At 40.5% G+C, this 25,613-nt stretch carries 25 protein-coding genes; 19 read left to right on the forward strand and 6 right to left on the reverse strand.

All coding sequences use genetic code 11. From position 1 onward, the window contains the following. Positions 1–255: 255 nt before the first annotated feature. From NWE95_04270 to NWE95_04340, 15 genes are all read left to right on the forward strand, one after another. Positions 256–1,263 carry an NAD(P)-dependent oxidoreductase gene (locus NWE95_04270; GenBank protein MCW4003111.1) on the forward strand — a complete coding sequence of 336 codons (1,008 nt, stop codon included), beginning with the start codon at positions 256–258 and terminating at the stop codon, positions 1,261–1,263. A gap of 2 nt (positions 1,264–1,265) precedes the next feature. Further along, positions 1,266–2,117, forward strand: a complete 852-nt coding sequence (locus tag NWE95_04275) for a class I SAM-dependent methyltransferase (protein ID MCW4003112.1) — start codon at positions 1,266–1,268, stop codon at positions 2,115–2,117. A 64-nt stretch (positions 2,118–2,181) separates the two neighbouring features. Then, positions 2,182–3,183: a polysaccharide pyruvyl transferase family protein gene (locus tag NWE95_04280; protein MCW4003113.1), complete on the forward strand. Its 1,002-nt coding sequence runs from the start codon at positions 2,182–2,184 to the stop codon at positions 3,181–3,183. A gap of 157 nt (positions 3,184–3,340) precedes the next feature. Continuing rightward, positions 3,341–4,234 carry a polyprenol monophosphomannose synthase gene (locus NWE95_04285; protein MCW4003114.1) on the forward strand — a complete coding sequence of 298 codons (894 nt, stop codon included), beginning with the start codon at positions 3,341–3,343 and terminating at the stop codon, positions 4,232–4,234. Further along, the gene (locus NWE95_04290; GenBank protein ID MCW4003115.1) at positions 4,235–5,245 is read left to right on the forward strand and encodes a glycosyltransferase; all 1,011 of its coding nucleotides are present in this window, start codon (positions 4,235–4,237) and stop codon (positions 5,243–5,245) included. Positions 5,246–5,270: 25 nt separating this feature from the next. After that, complete coding sequence (locus NWE95_04295) at positions 5,271–6,398, forward strand: radical SAM protein (protein MCW4003116.1); 1,128 nt, start codon at positions 5,271–5,273, stop codon at positions 6,396–6,398. 324 nt (positions 6,399–6,722) lie between these two features. Further along, entirely contained in the window at positions 6,723–7,283 is a 561-nt protein-coding gene (locus tag NWE95_04300; protein ID MCW4003117.1) for a type IV pilin, read from the forward strand. Positions 7,284–7,484: 201 nt separating this feature from the next. After that, the gene (locus tag NWE95_04305) at positions 7,485–8,324 is read left to right on the forward strand and encodes a hypothetical protein (protein ID MCW4003118.1); all 840 of its coding nucleotides are present in this window, start codon (positions 7,485–7,487) and stop codon (positions 8,322–8,324) included. Position 8,325: 1 nt separating this feature from the next. After that, on the forward strand, positions 8,326–8,769 hold the full coding sequence (locus NWE95_04310; GenBank protein MCW4003119.1) for a hypothetical protein: 444 nt from the start codon (positions 8,326–8,328) through the stop codon (positions 8,767–8,769). A 2-nt stretch (positions 8,770–8,771) separates the two neighbouring features. Further along, on the forward strand, positions 8,772–10,358 hold the full coding sequence (locus NWE95_04315; GenBank protein MCW4003120.1) for a type II/IV secretion system ATPase subunit: 1,587 nt from the start codon (positions 8,772–8,774) through the stop codon (positions 10,356–10,358). 3 nt (positions 10,359–10,361) lie between these two features. Further along, positions 10,362–11,882, forward strand: a complete 1,521-nt coding sequence (locus NWE95_04320; GenBank protein ID MCW4003121.1) for a type II secretion system F family protein — start codon at positions 10,362–10,364, stop codon at positions 11,880–11,882. Then, positions 11,883–12,920, forward strand: a complete 1,038-nt coding sequence (locus tag NWE95_04325; GenBank protein MCW4003122.1) for a hypothetical protein — start codon at positions 11,883–11,885, stop codon at positions 12,918–12,920. After that, positions 12,917–13,339 (forward strand): hypothetical protein, encoded by a 423-nt coding sequence (locus NWE95_04330; GenBank protein MCW4003123.1) that lies wholly within the window; start codon positions 12,917–12,919, stop codon positions 13,337–13,339. The genes NWE95_04325 and NWE95_04330 overlap by 4 nt, the downstream gene beginning before the upstream one ends. 2 nt (positions 13,340–13,341) lie before the next feature. Beyond that, on the forward strand, positions 13,342–14,118 hold the full coding sequence (locus NWE95_04335) for a hypothetical protein (protein MCW4003124.1): 777 nt from the start codon (positions 13,342–13,344) through the stop codon (positions 14,116–14,118). Positions 14,119–14,150: 32 nt separating this feature from the next. Then, positions 14,151–15,479, forward strand: coding sequence for a PQQ-binding-like beta-propeller repeat protein (locus NWE95_04340; protein MCW4003125.1), 1,329 nt, complete (start codon positions 14,151–14,153; stop codon positions 15,477–15,479). 54 nt (positions 15,480–15,533) lie between these two features. Here the strand turns inward: NWE95_04340 and NWE95_04345 are convergent, their stop codons facing one another. From NWE95_04345 to NWE95_04370, 6 genes are all read right to left on the reverse strand, one after another. Next, the gene (locus NWE95_04345) at positions 15,534–16,415 is read right to left on the reverse strand and encodes a helix-turn-helix domain-containing protein (GenBank protein ID MCW4003126.1); all 882 of its coding nucleotides are present in this window, start codon (positions 16,413–16,415) and stop codon (positions 15,534–15,536) included. Between the two features lie 413 nt (positions 16,416–16,828). Then, the gene (locus NWE95_04350) at positions 16,829–18,859 is read right to left on the reverse strand and encodes a chemotaxis protein CheA (protein ID MCW4003127.1); all 2,031 of its coding nucleotides are present in this window, start codon (positions 18,857–18,859) and stop codon (positions 16,829–16,831) included. 116 nt (positions 18,860–18,975) lie between these two features. Beyond that, positions 18,976–19,845: a protein-glutamate O-methyltransferase CheR gene (locus NWE95_04355; protein ID MCW4003128.1), complete on the reverse strand. Its 870-nt coding sequence runs from the start codon at positions 19,843–19,845 to the stop codon at positions 18,976–18,978. Between the two features lie 25 nt (positions 19,846–19,870). Beyond that, positions 19,871–20,527, reverse strand: coding sequence for a chemotaxis protein CheC (locus NWE95_04360; protein MCW4003129.1), 657 nt, complete (start codon positions 20,525–20,527; stop codon positions 19,871–19,873). Then, positions 20,524–21,147 carry a chemotaxis protein CheD gene (locus tag NWE95_04365; GenBank protein MCW4003130.1) on the reverse strand — a complete coding sequence of 208 codons (624 nt, stop codon included), beginning with the start codon at positions 21,145–21,147 and terminating at the stop codon, positions 20,524–20,526. The genes NWE95_04360 and NWE95_04365 overlap by 4 nt, the downstream gene beginning before the upstream one ends. Continuing rightward, on the reverse strand, positions 21,122–21,490 hold the full coding sequence (locus NWE95_04370; protein MCW4003131.1) for a response regulator: 369 nt from the start codon (positions 21,488–21,490) through the stop codon (positions 21,122–21,124). Before NWE95_04370 ends, NWE95_04365 begins: the two co-directional genes overlap by 26 nt. 240 nt (positions 21,491–21,730) lie before the next feature. Between NWE95_04370 and NWE95_04375 the strand changes: the two genes are divergently transcribed. The 4 genes from NWE95_04375 (at position 21,731) to NWE95_04390 (ending at position 25,608) form a co-directional block, all read left to right on the forward strand. Beyond that, positions 21,731–22,750: a CbbQ/NirQ/NorQ/GpvN family protein gene (locus tag NWE95_04375; GenBank protein ID MCW4003132.1), complete on the forward strand. Its 1,020-nt coding sequence runs from the start codon at positions 21,731–21,733 to the stop codon at positions 22,748–22,750. A gap of 16 nt (positions 22,751–22,766) precedes the next feature. Beyond that, complete coding sequence (locus NWE95_04380; GenBank protein ID MCW4003133.1) at positions 22,767–24,482, forward strand: hypothetical protein; 1,716 nt, start codon at positions 22,767–22,769, stop codon at positions 24,480–24,482. A gap of 133 nt (positions 24,483–24,615) precedes the next feature. After that, positions 24,616–24,969 carry a hypothetical protein gene (locus NWE95_04385; protein MCW4003134.1) on the forward strand — a complete coding sequence of 118 codons (354 nt, stop codon included), beginning with the start codon at positions 24,616–24,618 and terminating at the stop codon, positions 24,967–24,969. A gap of 123 nt (positions 24,970–25,092) precedes the next feature. After that, positions 25,093–25,608 (forward strand): chemotaxis protein CheW, encoded by a 516-nt coding sequence (locus NWE95_04390; GenBank protein MCW4003135.1) that lies wholly within the window; start codon positions 25,093–25,095, stop codon positions 25,606–25,608. Positions 25,609–25,613: the final 5 nt, after the last annotated feature.

A 25,613-nucleotide genomic window follows, 5' to 3' on the forward strand; every position in this document is an offset into this window, starting at 1 on the left:
AATGGAGTTCATTCTTGCTTTTTAATTAATATAGAGATTATGAAGTACAAATCAGTATTAGCGGTTCAATAGCTGGTCAAGTGGGGGGATTCGATGCTGTAGATAAATGTCCAACTTAGACCTTGGAAGTCCAGCCTTTTTCTGTATGATACCACCATGACACCGTATGGCTTTGTCTGTGTACCGTATTACACACTTATTTAAAATAAACATCCTGATTCATTACCTTGAATATACAAAGTCGAGGTAGTTGCAGTGCATAGGCTGGATAATCAAAATATTCTCGTTACTGGTGGCACAGGCTTTGCTGGTAGTTATGCAATAAAAAAATTGATTGCTGAAGGATACAATGTTTTTGCTTTTGTGCGAAGTAGTGAAAAACTCGCAAACGTTTTAGGTCAAGATTTTGTTGGACAAAGTCGCTTAAACGTTGTGGAAAATGGATATCCAGAGAAATCCAGCGTTAGCGATTTAACAAAGTTAATTGAAGAACGCCGGATTACGACAATAGTGCATGTTGGCGCTCTTGCGAGAGAGTACTCTAGCATTCCTTGGAATGACTACTTTGAAACCAACGTTAGATGGACTAAAAACTTGGCGTCTGCTTTTCTGAAAGCGAATGTAAACCATAACAAATTCGTCTTCACAAGCACAGTTGGAGTTTATGGAACAATACCGCTGAATACTCCGGCCAATGAGGAAACACCTTACAACCCCGATGGAAAATATCATAAATCTAAAATGTTAGCCGAACAAGAACTGCTGAAACTGAAATCTGAAGCAAATTTGCCTCTTGTGATAGTTCGTCCTTCAATAATGTATGGCGTCAACGATTTTGGTTTTCTATACAAAATATTTAATCTTTCAAAGAAAAAAATATATCCACTTTCAAGCAACAATCCTCAATTCCACATGCTTGATGTTGAAACCCTTGCCGAAGTTTATGCTAGACTTGTGGAACAGGAAAACCTTGCCTACTGGGTTCTTAACGTATGCGATAAGGAACCAATAGCGGCAAAAACTTTACTAAACTTCATAAAAACCTCGACGCAGTCTAGCTATTTGACTATTCCCTCATCTTTTTTCTCTTTTTTAAAAGCGATGTCTAAACTGAACGCCCAGCGGTCAATAACCTTTAAACTAATCAACGAGAGTTGGTTCTACAATGTTAACCGCCTATACCAAACTCTCCGTTTTGAGCCAAAAAATACAATCAGCAATTTAGAAAGCAAATATCTAACTTGGTACAACGGATATGCATAATCATGGGAATCACCTCAGAAAATTGGAAACAATTTTTTTTTAATAGCAATGAAGGGCAAGGTACGCTTTACGACCGTTTAATTCTTCATTCTTTTTTTGATAGATTCATTGAAAATAACAAGATACAAAGCGCCTTGGATTGCCCATCTTTTGGAATGACAGGCTTTTCAGGTATAAACAGTGTTTACCTTGCAAAAAAAGGCATAAACGTAACCGTAGCTGATGATGATGCAGAAAGATTACTTTGGACAAGAAAACTTTGGGAAAAAATTGGCATGGGCAAGGCAGCCACTTTTGTACAAATAGATGATTGGTCAAACCTGCCATTTAAAGACAACAGCTTTGACTTGGTTTGGAATCTTTCTTCGTTATGGCATATAAGAGAAGATCAGGTCCCTGGACTAGTGAGTGAACTTGGGCGGGTCTACAGTAATGTTTTGTTTATAAGTATTCACAATGCCAAACAATTAGTATACCCAGTATACAAGAAAATAGACTCAGGTTTCTTTGAAATAATAAATGAGCAATTTTGCAAAGAGGAATATCTGACTAACTTATTTAAAAGAAAACTCAAAGGTGCCGAGTTTTCTGAGAAAGGCTATTTTGTAACGACACCTTGGCCAGGTCTAATAATCAAAAAAGAACAAATTTTCGGCGGCTCCAACTCTGAAAACCACCGCCGAATTATTAACATAAAAAGAATGGATGAAATGAAAATACCTGAGTATATTAAATATCTGGATACGAATGCTAAAAACAAAATGAAAAATCTAATGCTTTTAGAAATGTTGCCAAATTTTGTAAAAAAGTATTGGGCCCATCTTACCTATTATGTTTTTCAAAAGAACACTTAGTCAACAGTTGGTGGTTTGAACGGGGTCGGTTACACGTTTAGTAATTACCGGTGCTGGATATGGGCTGAAAAACCTTGGCGACGAAGCATTTCTTTCCGTGATGTTGCACCGATTCAGACAGGAAACCCCAAATGCCCACATAACTGTTCTCTCCTTTAATCCAGCTGAAACAAAAAAATTGCACCGCGTAGAAGCATTAAACGCTTTAGGACTCAAAGCCTTCATATCATTAATAATGTCAAATAAAATCGTGCTGGGAGGAGGCGGAATTTTCGATACTTACGTTGGTGGATCAATAAACCTGACTAGTTATTACTCGCTAGCCGTGTCTGCAATAGGTATCTTAATGAAGAAAAATATCCAATTCTACGCAATTGGGGCTAACTCACTTTTTAATCGCTTTGTAAAACTAGCACTGTTTTTTGTAATGAACAGACCAAATGTTACCATATCTGTTAGAGACAGCGATTCCAAAGGACAACTAAAATCAGTTGGTGTTAATAAAAACATCAAAGTTGTAATGGACCCTGCCGCAGATTTGCCGATTGAATCACGCGATATCTCAAATGTAATTCTGCAAGAACATAACGTTAACCTTGACAAGAAACTTGTTGGGTTTACGCTAAGATATATCGGTGGACCAAATGAAAAAATCGTTCTTAGCTCAATTTCAAAGTTTATTGATTGGTTAATAGAACAGAATATGGAGGTTGTTTTTATCCCCATGGCTAAAGCTAGCCATAAGAAAGAAGAAAATGACCTTTTATTTGCACAAGAAATCATCGCCAGAATTAAACATAAAAAGGACTTGAAAGTAATCACGAACGATTTAACCCCTAGCCAAGTAAAAAGCATAATTAATCGCTTGGACCTTTTGGTCGGAATGCGCTTTCACTCTTTTATTTTCGCCCATTCCACTAATACACCTTTTATTGGAATCTCGTATTCTCAAAAAGTTTCAGCCTTCCTAAACTCTATAAGCGAACAAGAGCTCAAAATCGAACATGTATCTTTTGAGACCCTAAAAAAAATAGCCAGTGAGAAACTGCGACTCGAAACAACATGATGAAATCTGACAGAACGGCGTACTTTGTATGTCATAGTAATAACACGCAATTTCATTTATTGGCTTTTAATAATAATTCAGACTGTAGTTGACATCAATGACGCAAAGCAGTCTTACGAACTCTGATTGTTCAGTTGGTAATGTTGAGTGTTCGGCAATGAAAGTAGGAGTTGCAATTCCAACTTTTAACGAAAAAGAAACTCTTGCGCATCTAGTTGAAAGGTTATTTAGTGTTTTTGATAGCGCTAGGGTTCCTTTCAGGCTTGTAATTGTTGACGATAACAGCACCGATGGTACAGGCAAATTAGCTGATAATCTAGCAGAAAAGAATCGGAATATTTCAGTTATACATAGATCTAGAAAACTTGGCTTAGGAAGTGCCTACAAAGACGCCTTCAAGTTTCTGCTTGACGACTCAGCAATAGGTGTAATAATGGAAATGGACGCTGATCTCTCCCATAAGCCTGAGTACATACCGAGTCTCCTCTCTAAAATCGAAGAAGGCTATGATGTAGCAATTGGGTCGCGGTACATAAACGGCGGCGGAATTGATAAAGAATGGACCGCCATGAGACGCCTCATAAGCAAATCGGCAAACTTCCTAACAGTCATGTTCTTGGGCTTAAACGTCAAAGATGCGACGAGCGGATTTCGTGCTTACGAGTCGTATGCGTTGAGAACTATCGATTTGTCAAAGGTTCGAACCAATGGTTATGCTTTTCAAATAGATATGCTCGCGCAGTGCAGAAAAGTTGGTTGCGAAATAGCAGAAGCTCCCATCATTTTTTACGAGCGAAAACATGGAAAATCAAAGCTTGCGAGGCAATCGATACTTGAATTCATACGAACTTTAGAGAATGCTTTCTTTGTAAGAATATTTTCAACATTTCAAACTGCTTTTCTGTCTTCCTCAATCGCAATTGCCAACGCACTTTGGATCGGTATAAAACCTCTGCGTGTAGCAATAAAACAGGCTAATGCGAGACCTTCATCTAATGAACAGAATCTTGCAGTTCTAAAAAGGGATGGGCATTTTCTCAAGGTGAAGTAAATGGCAACTATACTAGCTAATTCTGAAGAGGAGCTTCCTTTTCTGCAAATAAAGGCACCTAAGCGCGCTTTTTCTACTTCTAGCATGATGGTCGGAATAGCTGCTTCTAATGAGGAGCAGAACATAGGCTTCTTACTAGATAACTTGGTTAATTGTTCACAGCCAGAAATTGAATCCATATGCATAATTTCTTCTGGCTCAATTGATAAGACCAACGAAATAATTGAGCACTATGCTCAGAAAGACGCAAGAATCCAACTAATCACTGAAAAAGAAAGAAACGGAAAAGCATCAGCGCTAAACTTACTCCTTGAACAATCAGAGAAATACGACTACATGATCTATACTGGTGGCGATAACCTGCCGTGCTCTGGAGCTTTAGAACGTTTACTATCTACTCTAAGATCTCAAAATGCCGATATCGTGGGCGCCAGACCTATTCCTGTTGATGATCCGAATACTTTCATGGGCTTTTGCACTCACCTACTCTGGAATCTTCATCATAAAAGTTCCTTGGAAACGCCAAAGATAAGTGGAGAATTGATGGTTTTCAGGAGTAAAATCGTTCGTGAGCTTCCTCCAGCAATAATAAATGATGACGCCTATATTCAGTCTCTTGCCGAATTGAAGAAATGCAAAGTTGCCTATTGCCCCGAAGCGGGAGTGCTTTTAAAAGGTCCTTCTACGGTGCACGATTTCATATGCCAGCGGAAACGGGTTTTCATTGGTCATAAACAACTCGAGTTCTTGATTGGTAGGAAAATTTCAACTATGAAAATACCAAAATGGAAAGATATCTTAGAGGCATGCCCCTTTAGAGGTTTAAAAGGCAGAGCATATGCAGTAAGTTTCATATTGCTTCAGGGAATAGCTTTCATCTCAGCTAAATGGGATTTTGCAAGACACAAATTACCGTTTAAATGGCAGATGGTTAAATCAACCAAGAATCTTCAAAATATGCCAGAAGTCATGTTGATACCTGAAATTGAACCAATTAAAGTAAGACAGTGAAAGGAGTGTCAGGAAAGGAGAATTAATGATTCAAAGTGCTCTTGCGCTTGCCCCAAGGATTATCAATTACAAGTCATCGAGACTTTTTGGCACTAAACCACCACTGCCGATCAACTTAACAATCAGCGTTACAAACCAATGCAACTCAAAATGCAAGACATGCGCAATCTGGAGACAGTATAGTGACCACCAACAATTAAGGGCTACAGAATTTAAAGCTGAAGAATTCAAGAAAGCCTTCGAAAAATTTGAAGGAAAAATTTTTTGGGCTACGCTTAGCGGTGGCGAGCCATTTATGCGGCGTGATATTGTCGAAATATTCGCGTTCCTATGCGAAAACTGTCATCCAGCTGTCGTAAATATTCCGTCAAATGGTCTGCTCTCATCGGTTATTGAAAGTAATGTTAGAAAAATGCTTGAAAAAAACTATGATACAAATCTAACCCTTAACCTATCGCTTGATGGAGTGGGTGAGAAGCATGAGAAAATTCGTGGAATCCCTGGAAACTTTGAAAAAGTTTTAGATACGTATGAGCGAGTAAGGCGTCTCAAAGAAGAGTTTCCACGTTTCCAGATAGGCATACATACAGTTATTTCTAAACATAACATCGCTGACGCGGTTGATGTATACGAGTTTGCCAAGGGGCTTGCTCCTGACTCTTACATAACCGAAGTCGCTGAACACAGAACCGAACTTTTTAACATAGAAGATGACATAACACCAGACGCCAAGACCTATGCGAGATTTGCAAATGCATTGTCAAAAAGTATTCGAACCGATTATTTGAATTCTAAAAAAAACGTTTCTAAGTTAACGCAAAGCTTCCGGCTTGAATATTATCAATTTGCTGCTCAAATGCTAAAGGAAAACAGGCAAGTTATACCTTGCTATGCAGGATATGCATCTTGTCAGATCACGCCATTTGGTGATGTCTGGCCTTGCTGTATCTTGGGATACGCCCAACCAATGGGGAACCTTCGTGAAACTCAATATGACTTCAAGAAGATTTGGTACTCACAAAGAGCTAATGAAATTAGAAAGCACATTAAAGACAGAAACTGTGCTTGTCCTTTAGCAAATGCTTACTATACCAATGCCTTGTGCAATTTTTCTAGTCTCATTGGTGTATCTAAGAACTTGATAACCAATTAGACTATACTGTCCCATTTTTGACTTTACTATACAGAATGTTGTGAATATTTGCTATTTAGCTACTTTGGTTGAATTTATCTGGATTTACGTTATCTCCTTAAACGTTTTTGATGCCTTTCTCAAACCTGAAGTTACCTATGGGGCGATTTTTGACTGGAACTGTACATTTTTATCTCCTGCGGCACCTTTAGATGTGCGGTAAATTAGTTATTTTAAGCGTATGTTCTGTGACTGAGATGGTTCTTGGTTGATTGTCGGATTTTTTTTTGACACACACATTTACATATCCACAAAAGTGGTAACTTGCTTTTCAGTGAAAATAAAATGAGAAACATACTAAGAAATCGTTTGGCTCTAAGCACAGTCGTTACCACGCTGATTATTCTCGTTGTTTCAGTGCTACTCGCAGGAGTCGTCACATACTTTGCCATCAACGTCACCAGCACTCGCGTTCAAGAAGAAAGCCTACACCTAACCAAACAACACGTATGGTATGATGCAACAGGCGCAACATCTCAAGCAGCTATAATGATAATCAACACTGGCGGTAGAGATGTTGTTCTTGACAAGATCACATGCCGAGGTCAAGAAAAAACTTGGACTGACGGAGTCTATTTCGCTACAACCACTTCTTCAGTCTCACAAGACCTATCCTATCTTACAGGCACTATCAGTGGTCAAACTGTTGCCGGAAAAACACTCGCAGCTGCCACAACTGACTTGACACTCAAATCAGGTGAGACTATGATCATCTACATAGATGAACCAGACAGCATAACCATCAACGACATCGGACTGACCGTTGCCCTAACAATCTTCACATCGCAAGCAATGTACTACAAAGAGACAAACGTACAAGCAGTCAGCCCCTCAGGTAGCTCTTAAATTAAAAAGAAATCCCCCAAAACTACCCCCCCACTTCTTTTCTTTAATTCTTTTTTTCTTTAGTATTTAGTACTTACGAATTTGGCATTGAATTTTTCCTTTATTCGGATTCGAGGTATCTGTAAATTGTTTTACGCACAAACGGCTTAATCCATTTTTCAGTCTTCTATATTGTTTAAGCTTACCTGTGAGCGGATGTAATTGAAACTAAAATCTCATAGTTTCCACTTTAGAAAACTTGCTCGTTCTAGGGCTGCCTTAGCTCTGCCGCTCACGTTTTTAATACTGTTTGTTTCTACATTAGGCATCGTTGGGTTCACATACTACTTTTCAGTTGAGAAAATAAGTTCACAAGGACAAACCCTTAAAGTTTCTACCGCCAAACAAAACCTAATATCACTCAACGAGGCTGTTATCTCAACTTTATGGCAACCTGGTTCCTCAGCCACTTTTGACTTGGAAGATTCAGGTGGCTTATTAAACATTCAATCCGCCAGTAACATTCTAACCCTTACCGTCAATGACGGTTCTGGAATAGCGGAAACAATCTTTAACACGACAATAGGAAAAGTCACCTATGAATTTCCATATTCTGATTCAGCAGCAACAGGGTTATACCTGAAAGGCGATAGCCGAACCATAACCAACCAAAGCGGCTCATCGATAAGTCAGATGTGCATAGTAAACGGCGCTGAGCACCCTGAAATCCAACTGCGTTTCCGTCCAACAGTGACGTATGCAACGATGGGATTAGAAGAAGGCAGACCCATCAATAACATCCGCGTATACATCGTTAATCTGAATTCTTCGTCCCCTATTGCTTTGCACGGTCGACTTCCACTAAAAATTTCGTGCACAAACACTCTGTTAACAACAAAATCCTATCAAGTTGACTATCAGCCTGAAAACTTGGTGATAACTTCAACGCTGGATGTTGACAGCGGAAGCGTTTCAATCCCTATTTCCAGTAATACAGAAGGCGCAATAATTAACATAGAGATGGTCATCTCCAACATTTCAATCACGAGGTGGATTCGCTAGCTTGCCATCGATAATTCCAGGTTATGTTTATTCGTTGTTTGCTGCACTTGTTGTTGGTACAATTATTGTAGCTGCGTGTAGTGCTCAAACGTTGGGCATTAAAAATGATGCGCTAAATCAACAGTTAACTAATATCGATGAGTATGTAGCAGTTCAAAGCTTAACTCTGCTCTCGCAGACGAGCGGAAACAACTACAGCGCTAAACAATACCTTGAAATCCCTTCGCATATTGGCAACCAGATATTCTGGATAAGAATAGCAAACGATTCGTCTAGGGCATGGGTTGAATCAGGCTTTGGAACAAATGCTACAACAAGCCAGCTATGTGTTTACATACCTGCCAGCGTTGTAGCGTCAGGCACATTTATCAGTAATTCTGGTCGTGCATTGCTTAGTTGCCATTTTGAGAATCAAATTGCAATTTTAACTTTAAGTAGTGAATGAATATGGTGAAACTTGGAAAGAAGAAACAGGAAGAAATTCAAGAAAAAGAGCAAACTTCAGATGAAGAATTGGTAGCGTACTTGGGCATTCAGGGCTATCAGGTTCCTGAAGGTTACACGCAAATTGAAAGTTATCCGCTCAATCCTCCTTTCTCTTACGCTTGGATTTTTCAAGATGACGCGGAAGGAAGCTACTTCTATGTTGTCGATGAGTTGCCTATGTCACGGGACGAAAGAGATGCTTACAAGCGCCTCAAGAGCATTCTTGAGTACGAGCTCAAAGCTCCAAGGCTCGATGAAACACTTGTTGCCTCATTTCACAGGCAACTTCCAGCCATACTAGACGAGCATAAAGAAGCCCTTCAAGGAACAAGCCAAGTGGGTTTGCGGAAAATCATGTACTATCTTGAGAAGGACTTAATCGGGTATGGGCGAATCGATGGTTTGATATGCGACCCTTTGATTGAAGACGTTAGTTGTTTGGGGATAAACAAGCCAGTCTACATTTATCATAGAAAATATGCTAACGCACGAACCAATATTATATTCTCAGATGAAGAGGAATTAGACGATTTCATAACAAGGATTGTTCACAGACAAGGTAAGCACGTAAGCATAGCGCACCCCATTGTTGACTTGACTCTTCCGGCAAAACACAGGCTTGCAGTATCCTTCGGAAAAGAAACAACTCCCGCAGGCACAAGCTTTACGATTAGAAAATTCAAAGAAGACCCCTTAACCATCGTCGACCTGATAATGAATGAAACAATCGACGAATCCATCGCAGCTTACCTTTGGATGCTTATGGAAAACAAGATGTCCGTAATGGTTGTAGGTCCTACAGGTGCAGGGAAAACTACTGCCCTCAACGCGATTGCTTGTCTTGTTCGCCCTGACTTTAAGATGATTTCCGTTGAAGAAGTTCAAGAAATAAATCTGCCCCAAGAAAACTGGGTTTCAACCATTGCGCGGACAGGTTTTGGAGGTGACAGTGAAGGAGAAGTTACACTCTATGACCTAATCAAGTCTGCAGTGAGGCATAGACCCGCGTTGATTCTTGTAGGCGAAATTAGGGGTGAAGAAGCGTACGTTCTGTTCCAAGCCTTAGCTACAGGTCACGGTGGATTATGCACTATGCACGCAGACGACGTGGAAACAGTAGTAAAAAGGCTCACTCAGCCTCCGATGAACATTCCGCAAACCATTTTGTCCTTGATGAACTGCGTTATAGTCGTTAAACAAGTAAGAAATATGAGCTTTAATCCACTGGACAAGAAAGTTTCAAGCCGAAAATTCGTTAAAATTGCAGAGATTGATAGTTCTGGTGCAGCGCATGAAGTGTTCACTTGGAATTTATCCTCAGACACTTTTCAAGCAAACCTAGATCAAAGTTATTTGTTTTCTAAAATAGCACAAAACCTTGATGTTCCGATAAGTGTTGTCCATCAAGAGTTTGAAAGAAGAAAACAAATCTTGATGAGTATGGTGGCAAAAAACCTGCGCGATTTCAGAAGTGTTCACAAAGCGTTGAATGCTTCTCTAAACATAGCAAACGAAATAACTAATCAGGAATTAAACGAGGCGCATTAACAAGTGAAGCAGCAGCCTAGTGGGTTCCTTGGGAAAATATTCGGTTTACTCCATAGAGCATCAAGCGAAGAGAAAGAGAAAACTGAACGCGAATTACCCTTTGCTGTAATGATTTTTACGCTTATGGCAGCCAGCGGGATTTCACCTTATGATAGCTGGAAAAAAATGCGCAAACTCAGTTTCCTTCCGATGTTCAAAAAAGAAGCAGATGAGATTGTGCGGCAAGTTGAGGTCTTGGGGAAAGATCCCTTAACAGTTATGCATCAGCGTTCGGAAAAAACTCCCTCTAAGCTTTATCGAAATTTTCTAGGCGGTTTCGTTTCTTCAGTAAGAAGCGGTGGAAAACTGGTTGATTACATGAGAAGCCAGCTTAAATCTATTTTTGAATTGAGATACATTACTTTGAACCGTTCGATAGAGAGAATTGCTGCTTTGGTTGAAGCTTACTCCGTTATGCTTATCGTTGTTTTGTGCACCTACATACTTTTCGTGGTTTTCTCCTCGTCTAGCGTTATGGATTTGCTGTCGAGCACATCCATATCTATCTCGCCAGTTATGTCTTACATAATTGCCTTTGTTTTTATGCCAGTACTGTCGGGTTTCTTTATTTTAATAGCTCATAACATGCAGTCAAGCCCTTTTCCTGACCTAAAAGATCTGTACAAGAAAGCATTAGTGTTCATAGTTCCCGTATTTGTAGTAATTGGTGTTTTTGCGATGGTTGCTCCATTACAGGAGGCGATTAAACCGATAGGACTGGCAGAAATCACAACGATATGCTTAGTGATTGGCTCGCTTCCACTCGCTATTCAATATTACCGTATTTCAAAAATTAACTACAATGCAGAGGAATCTATACCCAGCTTCATCAGAGAAATTACTGAGTCACAGAAAAGTGGGCTTTCACCCGAAAAAAGTATAGTGCAGGCGACAAAACGCAAAGATTACGGGCCTTTCTCTAAATATTTGGATTTAATCCGTAGCCAAATCGAGTGGGGTGTACCCTTAAGGAAAACTTTTGAAAATATTCGTCGGGAAATTCGAAGCTGGTTTGTGGTAGTGAACTTTGCTATGATGGTTGAAACTCTTGAGATTGGTGGCAACTCAATTCAATCATTAGAAATTCTTTCAGAATATAGTGAAAAAGAAAGGGAATTGCAGGTTAATCGGAGGGCACTCTTGAAACCATATATTATTTTGGCTTTCATGTGGAGTGCATTGATTGCCGTTACGACCACGATTGTTGCTTTGACCACTACTATGATGACTGGTGTTGTCAGTACTGACCTTTCTTCTGTTGCCACAATAGCAATGCAAGACCAGTTAAGAGTATTTTCAGTAGGCATCATCATACAATGCTGGATTTCAGGGTTTTTCATAGGAAAAATTAGCGAAGGCAACTTCGGCGCTGGGTTCAAACACTCAGCCATGCTTGCGACAACAGCTTATCTATCGCTGGTTATCTCGCAAAGTCTTCTAACGGGTGCATTCACAATAGTCCCGCCTTCTGGAGGGACGTTATAGATGCCCTCTGATTCTTTTGACACCTTTTTCGCCTGCACTATCATAGTAGCTGCGGCACTGATTGCAACGGCTTTCCTTGGCTCAACCTTGCACGCTCGTATAACGAGTACACAAGACATCAACAAAGATAGCTATCTAAGAGCCATAGCCGACCGCATTGCAACAAATCCTGGCACGCCAGTCGATTGGGGAACGGGGACTTCCGTTCCTCAAGATTTCGGCTTAGCCCAGAGTCAATCCTCAATTCCCTATGAATTGGATATCGATAAAATAAGTCGCTTAAACTCTCAAAACAATGCCTCTTTTAATTATGCTGAAATGGTGAACTCTGCAAAACTAAACAGTATCGCCTTCGGTTTGGGGGTTACACAAATCATCTCAATAGGTATTGAGCAGATAGAGAACCATACCGTAGGCAGCGATATTACGTTCACTTTTCAAATAACAACAAATATTAACTCAAAACCCACAGATGCTAGTCTTCAATACTACGTAGTTGCAAACAACTATTTGACTAGTGCCACTGGTGTAGCTTCAAATGGGTATGGAGAGATTACGGTTCAGGCTCCCATTGCATCTATTGATCACGCTCTTTTGGTGCTGTTTGCGAGAAATCCTTTAGATGATAGGATAACAGCTTATTCAATCTATAACTTTGCTACGGGAACTAAACAATCAACGCCAAACAACACGTCTGTGACTTTAAGCATGAGCGATTATACGGTTACTTGTTTGCTGAAATCTCCCAACGTGACTGTTCAAAATGGCTATGTCTTGTCTTACAATACCGAATCAAACTTGGCTCCCATATCTAGCACTCAGTTTACAGTGCCAAAACTTATCGAAAAAAGCCCTCTAATAATTTTAGTATACGGCGTTGACGACGAATATTTCCAAGAATGGACTGCTTATCCGCAAATTCCTCTTACCACTGGCTCTAACTTTGAAGGTTCAGAACAAAACATCTTCAGTTATGTCGTAACCATCAACGGCGTCCTCTATAGACTTAACATCAGTTTAGGAGATGTAATCCATTGAGGCTGATTAACGATAAGAAGGGACAAGTGCGAGTAATAGAAGCCTTCTTCGCATCGATTTTGTTATTGTCCTGTTTAACGTTGGTTCCTGCTCAAGTAAACCCGAAAGGGTCAAGCGATAATTTATCGTCAACGGCGGAAAATGTTCTGCTCAGTTTGGACAGTAACGGAAAATTGGGATTGATGGTTGACAGCACAGATTGGAGTGGACTTAAGAACTACGTTGAATCGGCTCTTCCACTTACAGTATGGTTTAACCTTACCGTGTTTGACAAAGACATGACTGTTTTGAACGAATTTCCTATTTGTAACGGCGGCGCAGTTAGCGAACAAATCGTTTCAGTCCAATATGTTTGCGCAAGTCAAAACAGCAACTACAAAATCTACATCTTACAGTTGCAGTTAGCGGTAGTGGATTAGGCATGGGGAAACGTAGTTTTAGACATAACAATTTTGGTCAGGTGCTAGTTGTTACTGCTTTGTTGGTAGCGTTGCTCTTGCTATCTACTGCACTCTATGTTATAGAAACGGAAAAGAACACGCCTGTCGTGCAAGCAGAAGAGAACCAATTTTCTGCCTACAAACAAAGCATAATAAATACTTTAATTAGTGCTTTGGCAAACGCTACTAACGGCGGAGACTCAAGCGTTTTATCTATGGACTTAGCTGAGTTGAAATCAGTTGTAACTTCCCACTCTCATAAAACCATGTTAACAATGGATTATGAAGTTAGAACCACCTCACCATACCAGAATGGTATATGGATTTCTTGGGGAACAAACGGTCAAGGTGTCTCAAGTGCGTATTCAACTTTTCTTTTCAACTCTTCTAACCCCTTAGCGACTTCAAGTTCAGCGTATGCTGTGAATATAACCTCAGAGATTAACTTCAGCGGAACATATATGCAACTAACGGGTAATTCAAAACAAGTCAACCTTACAGTCAAGGTACTCAACGAAGCCAAACCTGCGCTCGCTCAAAACTTTACCTTTTTTTATGATTACGACGGGTCACTATCAACCGTGGATTGGATTGAGGTTGCTTCGCCTGCAATTAATAATTTTGGTAATGGAACATATGCTGTATCTTTTGTTTGTGACACCGCTCAAGAAAATGACGATGTGTTTGTTTCTACATACTGTCACGACCAACGGGGAATTTTGGTCAGCGCTAATGTCACCTGTGTGAGGATAGGATAATGTTGTTTAAACAAATATCGAGGTTTGGTGCATTGAAACAAAGAAGGATGATGAAAATATCCATTGCTTTGCTGGCGATTCTAATTATATCGGCTGTAGGTATAAGCTTTGCACAAACATCTGGTACAATACATCTGGATGATGCTTCGAACGTCTCGTCTACAAATGTTATTTGGGCAAAAACTTACGGAGGACCAGCTGATGACCGGGCTTTTTATGCCTTACCAGTTCAGGATGGCTCTTTAGTCGTGGGTTCTTCTATGTCTGTTATGGCGAACAGTACAGTAGGTTGGATTTTGAGGCTCAATGGCGAGGGCAACGTTCTGTGGAACCAAACGTTCCTTAATGGTGACGGAACTGAAGTTAGATGTGCTATCAACTTGACGAATGGTTTTCTGCTGGTGGGCAACCAGTTCCTATCAGGAGACGTTAATGGGTATGTTGCAAGAATCGATGATGAAGGCAATCTGTTGTGGGAGAAAACCCTTGGTGGAAAAAAAATCGATAAACTCTTTTCAGGTGTAGCTGGTGAGAACGGTTTTGCATTATTCGGGTTAACATACTCGTATGGGGGTAGTGGATCAGCTGCTTGGATTGTACAACTTGATTTTGATGGAGATGTTGTTTGGAATAAAACTTTTGGGCAATCTACAGATAGCTCTTTGAGAGCGGGTGTTTTAGCGCATGACGGAGGTTATGTTGCAACGGGGTACATAGATACTGAGGGGTCAGGGGATTATGATTTTTACCTATTAAAAGTTAATTCCGACGGTGATGAGGTTTGGAATAAAACTTATGGTGGTGTAGATAGCGAAAAAGGCTATTCAATGGCAAAAGTATTTGATGGTTATGTGGTGGTCGGTGAAAAGCAGTGCTTGATAACCAGTAGTGATGCATGGTTGATCAAAGTTGATGTGGACGGCAATCTTCTATGGGATAAAACGATAAGTGGTGCGGACGCTGATTCACCAGCTTATATTACACCCGCACGGGATGGTAACTATTTGGTGGCAGGTTTCACTTTTTCTTTCGGTGAAGGCCAGAGGGATTTTTGGCTCTTCAAAATCACTGATGATGGGCAGCTTATTTTTAGTTGCACTCATGGTAACGCGGCATTTCAAGAAGCGTATTGCGTCATTGAGGCAGACGATAACAAGTACATTATGGTCGGATGGGCTAATCCAGAGAACCAACCTGAACTAGTTGGTAAGGCAACTTATGACTTCTATATTGTGTGTTTGAGTGTTACTCAAAGTAGTGATGCCTTGGCGCTTTCGCCTCACGTTTACGTAGGTGCGGTGTTTTTGCTTTTAGTTGCAGCAATAGTGATTGGTTTCAATTTACGTCAAAAAGGCAATTAAGCTAAAAGAAAAGGAAAGAGGCAGTTGCCAAGGCGCTACAAAATGTTCGCTGACTTATTTTTGCGTCAGTTTAGAGAACAACATTTTTAGCGTATTTACTAGGGCGCTGTAGTTTGTCCATATGGCGGCGGTTCTAACCTTCTTCTTTACGTCATCATTTGATGCATCTTTTTCGTGGAAAGTAATCAGTACTTCTTTGTTGTCTGAAATCATAAAGCACGGCAAGTTTTGGTTGTCGATTATTTTGTTGGATTCGCTCAGCCATGGCAGTTGACCCAAGAAATAGGTACTTTTAAGTGAGTTGTCGGTAATTAGGGCCACGTGGATTTTATTGCCTCGCCTTTTCAGGTTATCAGAAAAATCACTGTAATATAGCTGTGATAGGTAATCAGCTGAAGCGAATATTTGGAACTCTTCTTGCGTTCTTTCTAACAGTTCGTTGGCTTTCATGAGAACTTGCTGTTCGCCCTCAAGCATCTGAAAGAGTTCTTTCTTTGCGCTTGCAATTTTGGGCTGTGGCATGGACATCCATAGTTCTACTAAGCTTGCTTTTTCTTGTTCTAAGAGCTTGATCTTTATTTTTTGTGCATCAACAAGCAAATCAATTGCCTTATCTAATGGGACAGCGGTGAATTTGAGTGGTTTCTCAAAAATTGAGAATACTATGCCTCTTTTCTCTAGGTCTCTCAGGATGCGGTAGGTTTCTGTGCGGTGTAGGGAAATTGCTTCCGCGATTTCTCCCGCTTTCTTTTCGCCTGCGCGTGCTAGGTAGACGTAGACTTTTATTTCGTTTTTGAGTAGTCCGAACTTTGACAGTGTTTCTTCGATGGTTGTGAGTTGCTTGTTATATGATTGGTCTTTTTTTACAAGCTTCCATGCTTCTGTGTGTTCGTCATATACTTTGAATATTTCACGTTTTTCAAGTGCGAGTTCCATTTGGGGGTTTCAACCTTTTCCTTTAGTTTTGGTATTGTTAGCCAATTCTTACGATTTATATATAATATGATTACGACTTGAAAATCTGAATTCAGAATTCACATTTTGAAATGTTCATGTTTCTTGTAGCGGCAGATCAATTTTGTTTTTTTAGTTGTGTAAACACCCCTCCCCTCTTACAACAACAAGCAGTGCTTGGTGCAGAGGGTTGTGTTTTGGTTTTTGCTTTTGTTTTCTGTTGCTTGCTGGTTGTGCAGGTTGCCACAAGCAGTGCGGCTAGATTTTTAGCTTTTTATAGGGGGATAGGTCTATGGCAGAGCAACAACCTTTTTTGACCTTAATGTAAGGCTACTCTCTAGTGGAGACTTAAAAAAAGAGGTGAAATTCCAAATTCGCCTCATTTGCAGTAGCTTTTACTTGTTTCTTGTAAATTTGAAGAATTGCCCCACATCCAAAACAAGAACCACTTGGCCGTCTCCGAGTATTGTGGCTCCGCTTATGCCTTTGATTCCAGCTAATGATTCATTTAACGTTTTAACTAGTATATCTTGTTGCCGCAAGACTGAATCAACCACAAGCCCCATCTTCGTATTCTCGTCCCCAAGGTATGTTATGAGTAGTTCAAGTTCCTCTTCGTTTGAGCCTGGAAGACCGAGAAGCTCGTGCAGATGCACCATCGGGATAACGTGATCTCTGACAAGAATGGCTTTGCTTTTTCCAAGCGACCTAACATCTGCATTTTTAACTCGAACAATCTCTGAAACCTGACTTGTGGGAATAGCAAACGTTTGTGATGTATCTTTAACTAGTATGGCTTGGATAATCGCCAGCGTTATAGGCAGCTTAATTGTGGTTTTTGTTCCCTTGCCAATTTGGCTATCAATGTGAACATTGCCTCCTAACGCAGAAATCTTCGTTTTGACAACATCCATGCCAACGCCTCTGCCGCTAGTTTCAGTTACTTCTTTTGCCGTGGAGAAGCCAGGTAAAAATATGAGATTAATCAATTGTTCTCTGGTCATCTTATCTAGTTCGGCTTGAGTCGCAAAGCCCTTTTTCACCGCCGAAGCTTTTATTTTTTCAGGATCTATACCTGCGCCATCATCTTCAACACTAATTATCACTTGGTTACCATTTCTCTGCGCTGAGAGTAAGATTTTACCTGTTTCAACTTTACCCGCGCTTTTTCGCTCTTCAGGTGTTTCTATGCCATGATCAACGCTGTTTCTTAACAAATGGATTAGGGGCTCACCAATTTCATCGAGCACTGTTCTGTCAATCTCAATTTCCCTGCCCTCAAGAGCTATGTCGATTTTCTTACCCTTTTTCAAAGACAAATCCCTGACTAAACGTGGGAATCTATCAAAAACTTGGCTGACTGGAACCATGCGAACTTGCATCACAAGGTCCTGCAAATCAGCGGTCAAGCGGTCAATGTTCTCAGTGACACGTTTCAAGCCTTCGCCATGAGCATCGCTGGTTACCTGAAGTAAGGCTATTTTGTTTATAACCAACTCGCCGACCAAATTCATGAGCTTATCAAGCTGGTCAAACTTGACACGAACGGTCTGAGCGGAATGTGTATCAGCGACTACTCGGCTTATGCTCTTGTTTTCAATTGTTACCATATAATTGTTTTCAGGCGGCAAAGTGACAGCCGCTTCTTTTATTGGCGGAGCGGAACCATTAAAGGGAGTAACGATTACCTGCTCAACTTCAAGAACCTGCTTAGCACAATCTTTGAGCGACTTCTCATCACACTTGCCTGTTACAACTATCTGGAAACCATCACTAAGCTTTTGCTCATCCAATTCTCCGCTGGCAGGAATAGATTTCACTACCTGCGCAACCTCGGCAATCTTGTCTAGAACCATACCTGCCCTAACAGTCTTAAAGACACAATCATCGCTAAAACGTAAATCAACTACAAAAGACTGCTCACCTGGCAGGTCGGTTGTTTTTAGTTGCTCTTTCTCTTTGTCGCTTGCATTCAACACGGGGGTCTGCTTCTCAATTGCTGGAGGCATAACAGCTTTTTCATTATTGGATTCGCTGGTGCATAATTGAGATTTTATCGATTGCAGTTTCGCTTTGAATTCCTTAGCGTTAATCTCGCCATCAACTTGGTTTTGTATTTTATCTAGCCTGTCAGAAAGTGCATCTACACACTCCAATAGTGCACTGATGAGTTCACTTGATGGGCGGTTGCCCTTTCTCATGTCATCGAAGATATCTTCCATGGCATGGGTAAGTTCTTGAAAATCTTTAAAGCCCATCATGCCTGACGAGCCCTTGAGCGTATGCGCTGACCTGAAAAGCATGTTAAGAACATCTTGATTTTCAGGCTCTTTTTCCAGAATTAACAATGACTTTGTGAGCGTTTCAATATGCTCTTTTGCTTCATCGATGAATAGTTGCCTGTATTGTTCGTTATCAAACGACAATGGTTTTCACTTCAGCGTCTGCTATATCTCAGTTTAAGTCCTGATGGTTAGTTATTGATGAGAAAAAGAGTTATTTGTCATCGTGTGTCTTTCGGCATACTCACACGCTGGCTTCGCTATACCAACAGAATATTACTTTTATTCTTTAATTCAGACCCCTTTTGATAAACGCGCGCCAAATTATCAACGGATATAAATTTAGTCGCTGGTTCACCCGTTAGAATTTCCGATTTACCTGTAATTAGGTATCCGCCATTTCTTAGTGAATTATAAAAGTTCATATGTATTTTCTGTTGGCTCTCCCTTGAAAAATAAATCATAACATTCCGGCATAAAATTAAGTCAACATTAGTGTGAAGCGACGGAGTCATTAAATCAACTTGTTCAAAATGAATCAATTTTTTGAGATTAGCCTTTATTAGGTAATTATCTTGGTTTTTAGTGAAGAATTCATTAAGCGTAGAACTGTCAAGGTTGCTTAGTTGTTTTTCATGGAATTCGCCCTTTCCAGCTTTAGCTAATGCGTCTCTATCAATATCTGAGGCAATAATTGTGACCCAATAATTATGTATCCTGTGCTTGAGAACTTTATGAACCAATATAGCCAAGGAATAAGGTTCTTCTCCCGTAGCGCAACCAGCGCTCCAGATTTTGATGTTATGAGATGTTTGGAAAAGTTTTGGAAGTAGCACGTGTTCTAGATAATTGTAAACATCCATGTCTCTAAAAAACATCGTAAAATTGATTGTTAAATCATTAAGCAGGTTATTTAACTCATCAGGGTTCTTTCTTAAATAAATAAGATACTTCCCATATGAATTAGCGCCAGTAGCACGTAACCTAATTTCAAAACGTCTTCTCAAATATTCATCTCGATACCCAGAGCAATCTAACCCTGCTTTCTCATGAAGCATTGTTTTGATTCTCTGGAAAGCTGTTTTCTCCCAGAATTCATCAAGCGGTTCTGCCTTTGCCTGCTCTAACAAGCGTTTTTCTGCCTCAAATAACCTCTTAGATGAGTTTCTTTGATTTCTCAGCCAGCATATTTTTTAGTTCTTGGCTCGGAAAAATCATCAGTATCGACTTAGCATCCTGACCTTCCCGTCTGAAACGAGTCTCAAAAACCATGGCATTCTCTGAAAACATAGACTGTTTCACAAGAAAGCCATCTATAATAGCGTCAAAAACATCCACCACCGTTTCAGGTGTTGTCGGAAGTAGCCCTACCCCAATGAAATCTGATATGGCTGTTAGGAAAGAGCCAATTAGAATATTTGCAAGTTCTTGTAGAGCTGATATTTCCATTGTTTTATCAACTTCTTCAATTGAAGACGCCATCGTCATCATCGCGGCAATTTTCTTTGCTTCTGTTGATTCAAACATCAACAAAATATCACAACCGTAAGTATCCACCAATTGAAGATAGATTGCGGTTGTTGGTACATCATGCAAATTGTAAAACCTTGGAATCAAATGAGGCTTAACGAGGTGAATTTTTGGTACATCTATAGATATTGGTTGCTGAAGAACATCGGACAACGATGTAGCAGCATGACCTGCACCTATACTTCCCAACTCTAACATAATGGCTAGATCAAGCTCTTTATCTTCGGAAAGCTTGAAAACTTCACTACTTTTTGTTTTTGGCAAGTTTATCTGTTCGTTCATAGTTTTTTCACCACTCCGTCATGTCGTCGGACTATTGTAACACCTGAGGCAACATTGAACTTGATTCTGCGCCCATGCGAACCGCCCACATCTTCGCCCACTAGCTTTATTCTATGCTTAGCTAACGCATCCTTCACGGCTATCACGTTCTTCTTACCTATGTCTAGCTCGTTAACGGTTAAATTAGCAAACATGTTAGCGCCTCCAGCTATCTTGGCTGTTAGACGCGTCTCCTTGCCTGTAAGTCGTCGTATCTGAGCGGCAAGGGCTGGAACGGCTGTATCGGCAAATTTGGATGGAAGAGGTTCGTGTACCCCTAGGGCAGAACTTGGAAGCATAATGTGAGCTAACCCCCCACATTTATGTATTGAATCATGCATACAGATTGCTACGCATGACCCCACACTCGTTAATAGCTCAACTGGTTTGCTTTCAACCCTCATGTCTGCCATGTCCACTCGAACCTCTTCCACCTTGAGAGCTTCGTTAGCTTCGATTATTATAGGCTCTAACTGATAGACGGGCACTTTATTTTTGATGTTGTCTGATGCTTTTGCGTTTTGGCCTGCTGGGTCTGTTAGCAACGATTTTGCCTCAGCAGTATTTTGTGAGTACTTCAATCACTTTTTGCGGTTGGAAAGGCTTAATCACGAAATCTTTTGCACCTGACTTGATTGCTTCAGTTATTAACGCCTGTTGCCCCATCGAACTGCACATTATCACCTTTGCCGCTGGGTCGCATGCGACAATCTGCTTCAGCGCTTCTATGCCATCTTTTGCCTTTGGTCCAGGAGGCATAATTATATCCATTAATACAAGATCAGGCTTCACCTGTTGATACTGACTTATTGCGTCGTCACCATTGCCAGCCTCAGCTATAACTTCGTGACCAGCTTGTAGGACTATTTTTTTTAGTACTGCTCGCATGAATGAAGCATCATCAACTATCATGACTGCGCCCATAGTACTTTTTTACCTCTGTATTTTTTAGATAATTTCCTCATCTGTATATTAAAGTATTGTGTAGCAATACATAATATTCGAAATAATTGGTCTTTCCTTTTAAATATTTGACCAAAGGTGGCTGTTTTTGGCATCACTCGCGTTTTTGAGTCCCTGTATGTATATCGTATATTGAGTAGTAATGAATAAGATATATTTATTTAATCGAGACGATTCATAATCCGTTGAGGTGACGACTACATGAGCTATGGGCACCAAGGCCTAAAAGAAAAAGCGCAAGCAAGCAGGATACAAGAGGTTTCGTCACTCAAACGGGACAGATTCAAAGTAACAGTTTCACTTGATAAAGAGCGCCCTATGTCCACATCACCTTTGTACCACAAATATAACATTCAACGCTACGATTTGCATCCTAACTATAGCTTCGCCCACCTCGACAACATGATTCCAAAAAATACGCCTGAATATCTCGATCATGGATTAAATTATGTTGAGCGTATCGTGCGTGCCCTTTACTATTTTAAACAGTGCAGCCTCATCGGTCCCTCAGGTACAGGAAAAACTCACATCGTCTACCTTGTTGCAGAATTGACAGGCTTGCCGATTTGGGAGGTCAACTGCGGCTTGAGCACCAGCAGCTTTGACCTTATAGGACGATTTATCGGTTTGGGTAAAGAAAACTGGGTTGACGGCTTGCTAACTCAGTGGCTAAGAAAAGGCGGCATAATGTACCTTGACGAAGCCAACATGATGAAGCAGGACGTTGCCACTAGGCTTAACCCTGTCTTGGACACAAGAGGACACCTCGTTCTAAACGAGAAGGACAGCGAAGTTATCGAACGCCACAAATATGGCTACATGATTATCAGCATGAACCCAGCCACGGCTGAGTTCTCAGGCACCAAGCCGTTGAACGCTGCCATGCGTCGTCGTATGGCAGTGTGGATTAACTTTGATTTTCTTAGCGTCGGAGAAAAAATCTCTCCGCATGAAGTTGAAATGCTTCAGAAAAGAACAAAAATTGATCAGGATACCGCCTATAAGATTATTCAGGCTGGCGCAGAGTTGCGAAGGCAGTACAAAGCAGGCGATTTGCCGTATGGGCCCTCCTTGGGTGACTTGATTAACTGGGCAACTCTGATTTATGACGGAAATACACCGATGGGTGCAGCTGAAGAAACCATAATTGGCTTAACAAGCGATAACGTGGAAGTCCAAGCTGATGTACGCAGAATCCTCGAGGCGGTTTTCAACAAGTAGTATCTGGGGATAAGCCTTGGGTTTTATTGATTATGCTTGGGCATCTTCTCTGCAGAAAGATAATACCAAAGTAAAGATTCTCCAAGACCCAGCGCTGTCTCAGCCTGTATTAGAGAGTGATAATTTTGGTTTCACGATTAAGCTTCCAGCCTTTCATGTTTTAGATGATGGGAATATTTCTTTTTTAGCTTACAAGTTTCCAGACAATAATCTGGGAAAGTCTAAGGCTTGCAGAGTATTCAGAGCTTCAGTCATGCATTTAACAACGCATACTTTAGCGCCGTTTTCCGTAGAACGAATTGTTCCAAACAAAAAGGACTCTATCATAGAAGCATATGCAAAATCATTAATCAATGACACTTACATCACAGCTTATATTCAAGCATGGTATCCTGACCGGTTCTTTGATATTGCCTATGCAAACGCGTTAGCCTACCAAAAAATAAAGTCTTCACAGAGAATCTTCACCACAGCAACCAAAGTTATGACTGCTCTACTTACTCAATTTAACGTTGGATTAATCAAGGATTCTCCAGGCTCAGAAGAAGAAAAAACGGTAAACCAAATATTTAACGCCTTGACGGCACTCAAGGATACGTTCTTGTCTTCAATAGCTGGTGAATCAATAAACGTAAATGAAGTCTTTGATCAAAAGGTTGAGGAAATCAAGGATTTGCTTGAGCCTTATGGCCCATTTCTTGAAGCACCATCCTTTAGGCATACTGAAAGCATCGGACGTTGCAGCATTTACAGCGAAATCGAAACCTCAAACGATGATTTTGAGGGACTGTTTGTGCAGTCTTTGATGGCGTTGGGAGGAAATGTACCAACATTCGATAGCATAGACCAGTGTTGGCGACCTGAACAGGATGCTGAGGCTTTACAGGCATTTAATTCTGAACATTACCAAAAGCAACGGGAAGAAAAAATACTAGCAAAGATTAAACCGTATGTCGAATGGACTAGGTTTAAAGGCGTTACAATTCCGCCTGAAGATTATACGCAGTACCTTAGGGCTAGGAGTTTTGTGCAGGGCGCAAATCGAAGACTTCTTGACATAATGCGGTCAGCATTCAATTACCTTGATGAGGACCCGCGTCAGGAGATGGGTCAACTTGATTTGGCTGCTGTTATTCAAACGTTGGCTAGTAATAAGCCTGCGACTGACGTTTTTACTTTGGATGAGTATTTGAAACCAAGCTTTGCTTGGTCTTTACTTTTTGATGTTAGCAATAGTATGCAGGTAAAGGGTGAGTACGGTCGTGCCCTAGCGATTGCCGTTGCTGAGGCGGCTAGGGAGTTGATGACTGACCCGACTTCTTGGACGTTCTTTGGCTTTAGTGATAAACTCTATATTCTAAAAGATAGCACCGAAGCTTTTTCTAAACGAGTTAGGGCAAGAATTGGCGGACTGAGGTTTGAGGGGTTGACTTTCATTCCTGATGCTGTTCAGATTGCGGGTAAGATGTTGGCAAAGAGGTATGAGGAGCAAAGAGTTTTGGTTGTTATTTCTGATGGTTGGCCTTATGGTTATCCTAACATGCCCTTGGCGCTGAAAGAATGTGTTGATGATTTGCTAAGGAAAGGTGTTATAGTCATCGGGATTGGCGTTGAAACTGAGCGTATGGGGAACTTCTTTAGGTTACATGCTTCAGTTTACACTAAAAAAGACCTAATCAACAAATTTGGGGCAGTATATGTTAACGCTTCGGAGAAAGCGCTTGAAACATAACCAAAAACAGCTTGCCAGACTAGTTGCAATTAAAATTTGTGAAAACCAATACTGGTATGTTCGGATTTTGTAATATTACGAGTTCGAAAGCTTATCTTTATTGCTCACTAATCTGTTAATTATTCTGGGGAGAATGGGAGAAGTGGAGCATACAGAAGTTAGAAGTGAGAACGCTAGAAATGTTATCCTAAGTTATAATGATAAAATTTACTATGTTAACGGTGTAAACGTTAAAATTCAGGAAGGCGCCGACAGAATCAAAGCGGTATTCCATGCCAAACGAGTGACTGATAATAAGTTTGAGGATTTAGACATTGAAATAAGTCAAGGAACCTACAACATACTAATGGAGTACGCAAAACTGGATAAACTTGATTTAATCATGGTGTTGCAGATAGACGGTAGCCGTGCGAAATGGTGCCTTATGAGTGAAGATTGGATTAAAAACCAGTCATGTAGTTCCAAGAGCGCTGGATACATTGTCTAACACTTTTTCTACGCCTCTTACTTTAAATACATTGATTTAAAATTCATACTTCCTTTTCATAATCAACTTATAACTCCTTTTGCGATAGGCAATAACAAATTAGAGTCGTTGGTGAATGTCTGGATGGCAAGTATTAACAATCAAGCAGGTTCACGGGAAGAAATTCAGATGCTAACCTTCACGCTTGATAATGTTATGTATGGAGTGAACGTTAATCAGGTTCGTGAAGTGAAGAATTTTGAGGGAGTAACTCCTGTTCCTTATGCGCCTATTTACGTTAAGGGAGTTACTAATCTTCGAGGAGAAGTGATACCCGTTATTGATTTGCGAAAGCGCTTTGGTATAGCTGAGGATAACGGTCAGGGCACAAATATAATGATTATCGTTCAAGATAAGCATCCGGTAGGAATAATGGTTGACTCAGTTATGGAAGTTTTAACACTGCCGAAAAGTGACATAGAAGCAAACCCAGACAGTTTGATAATTGATAGATCGGAGGCTGTCACGGGCGTTGCCAAGCATGAAAAAGACTTAATTATCCTGCTTGACCTCCTCAAGGTAATATCCAAAGACGCCCTAAACATGAAAGAGAATGGTAGAGGTTTCAAGATACAGATTCAGGATCAAAACAAACAATAGAGCGC

The sequence above is a fragment of the Candidatus Bathyarchaeota archaeon genome (assembly GCA_026014725.1).
In the GTDB taxonomy this organism is placed as follows: domain Archaea; phylum Thermoproteota; class Bathyarchaeia; order Bathyarchaeales; family Bathycorpusculaceae; genus Bathycorpusculum.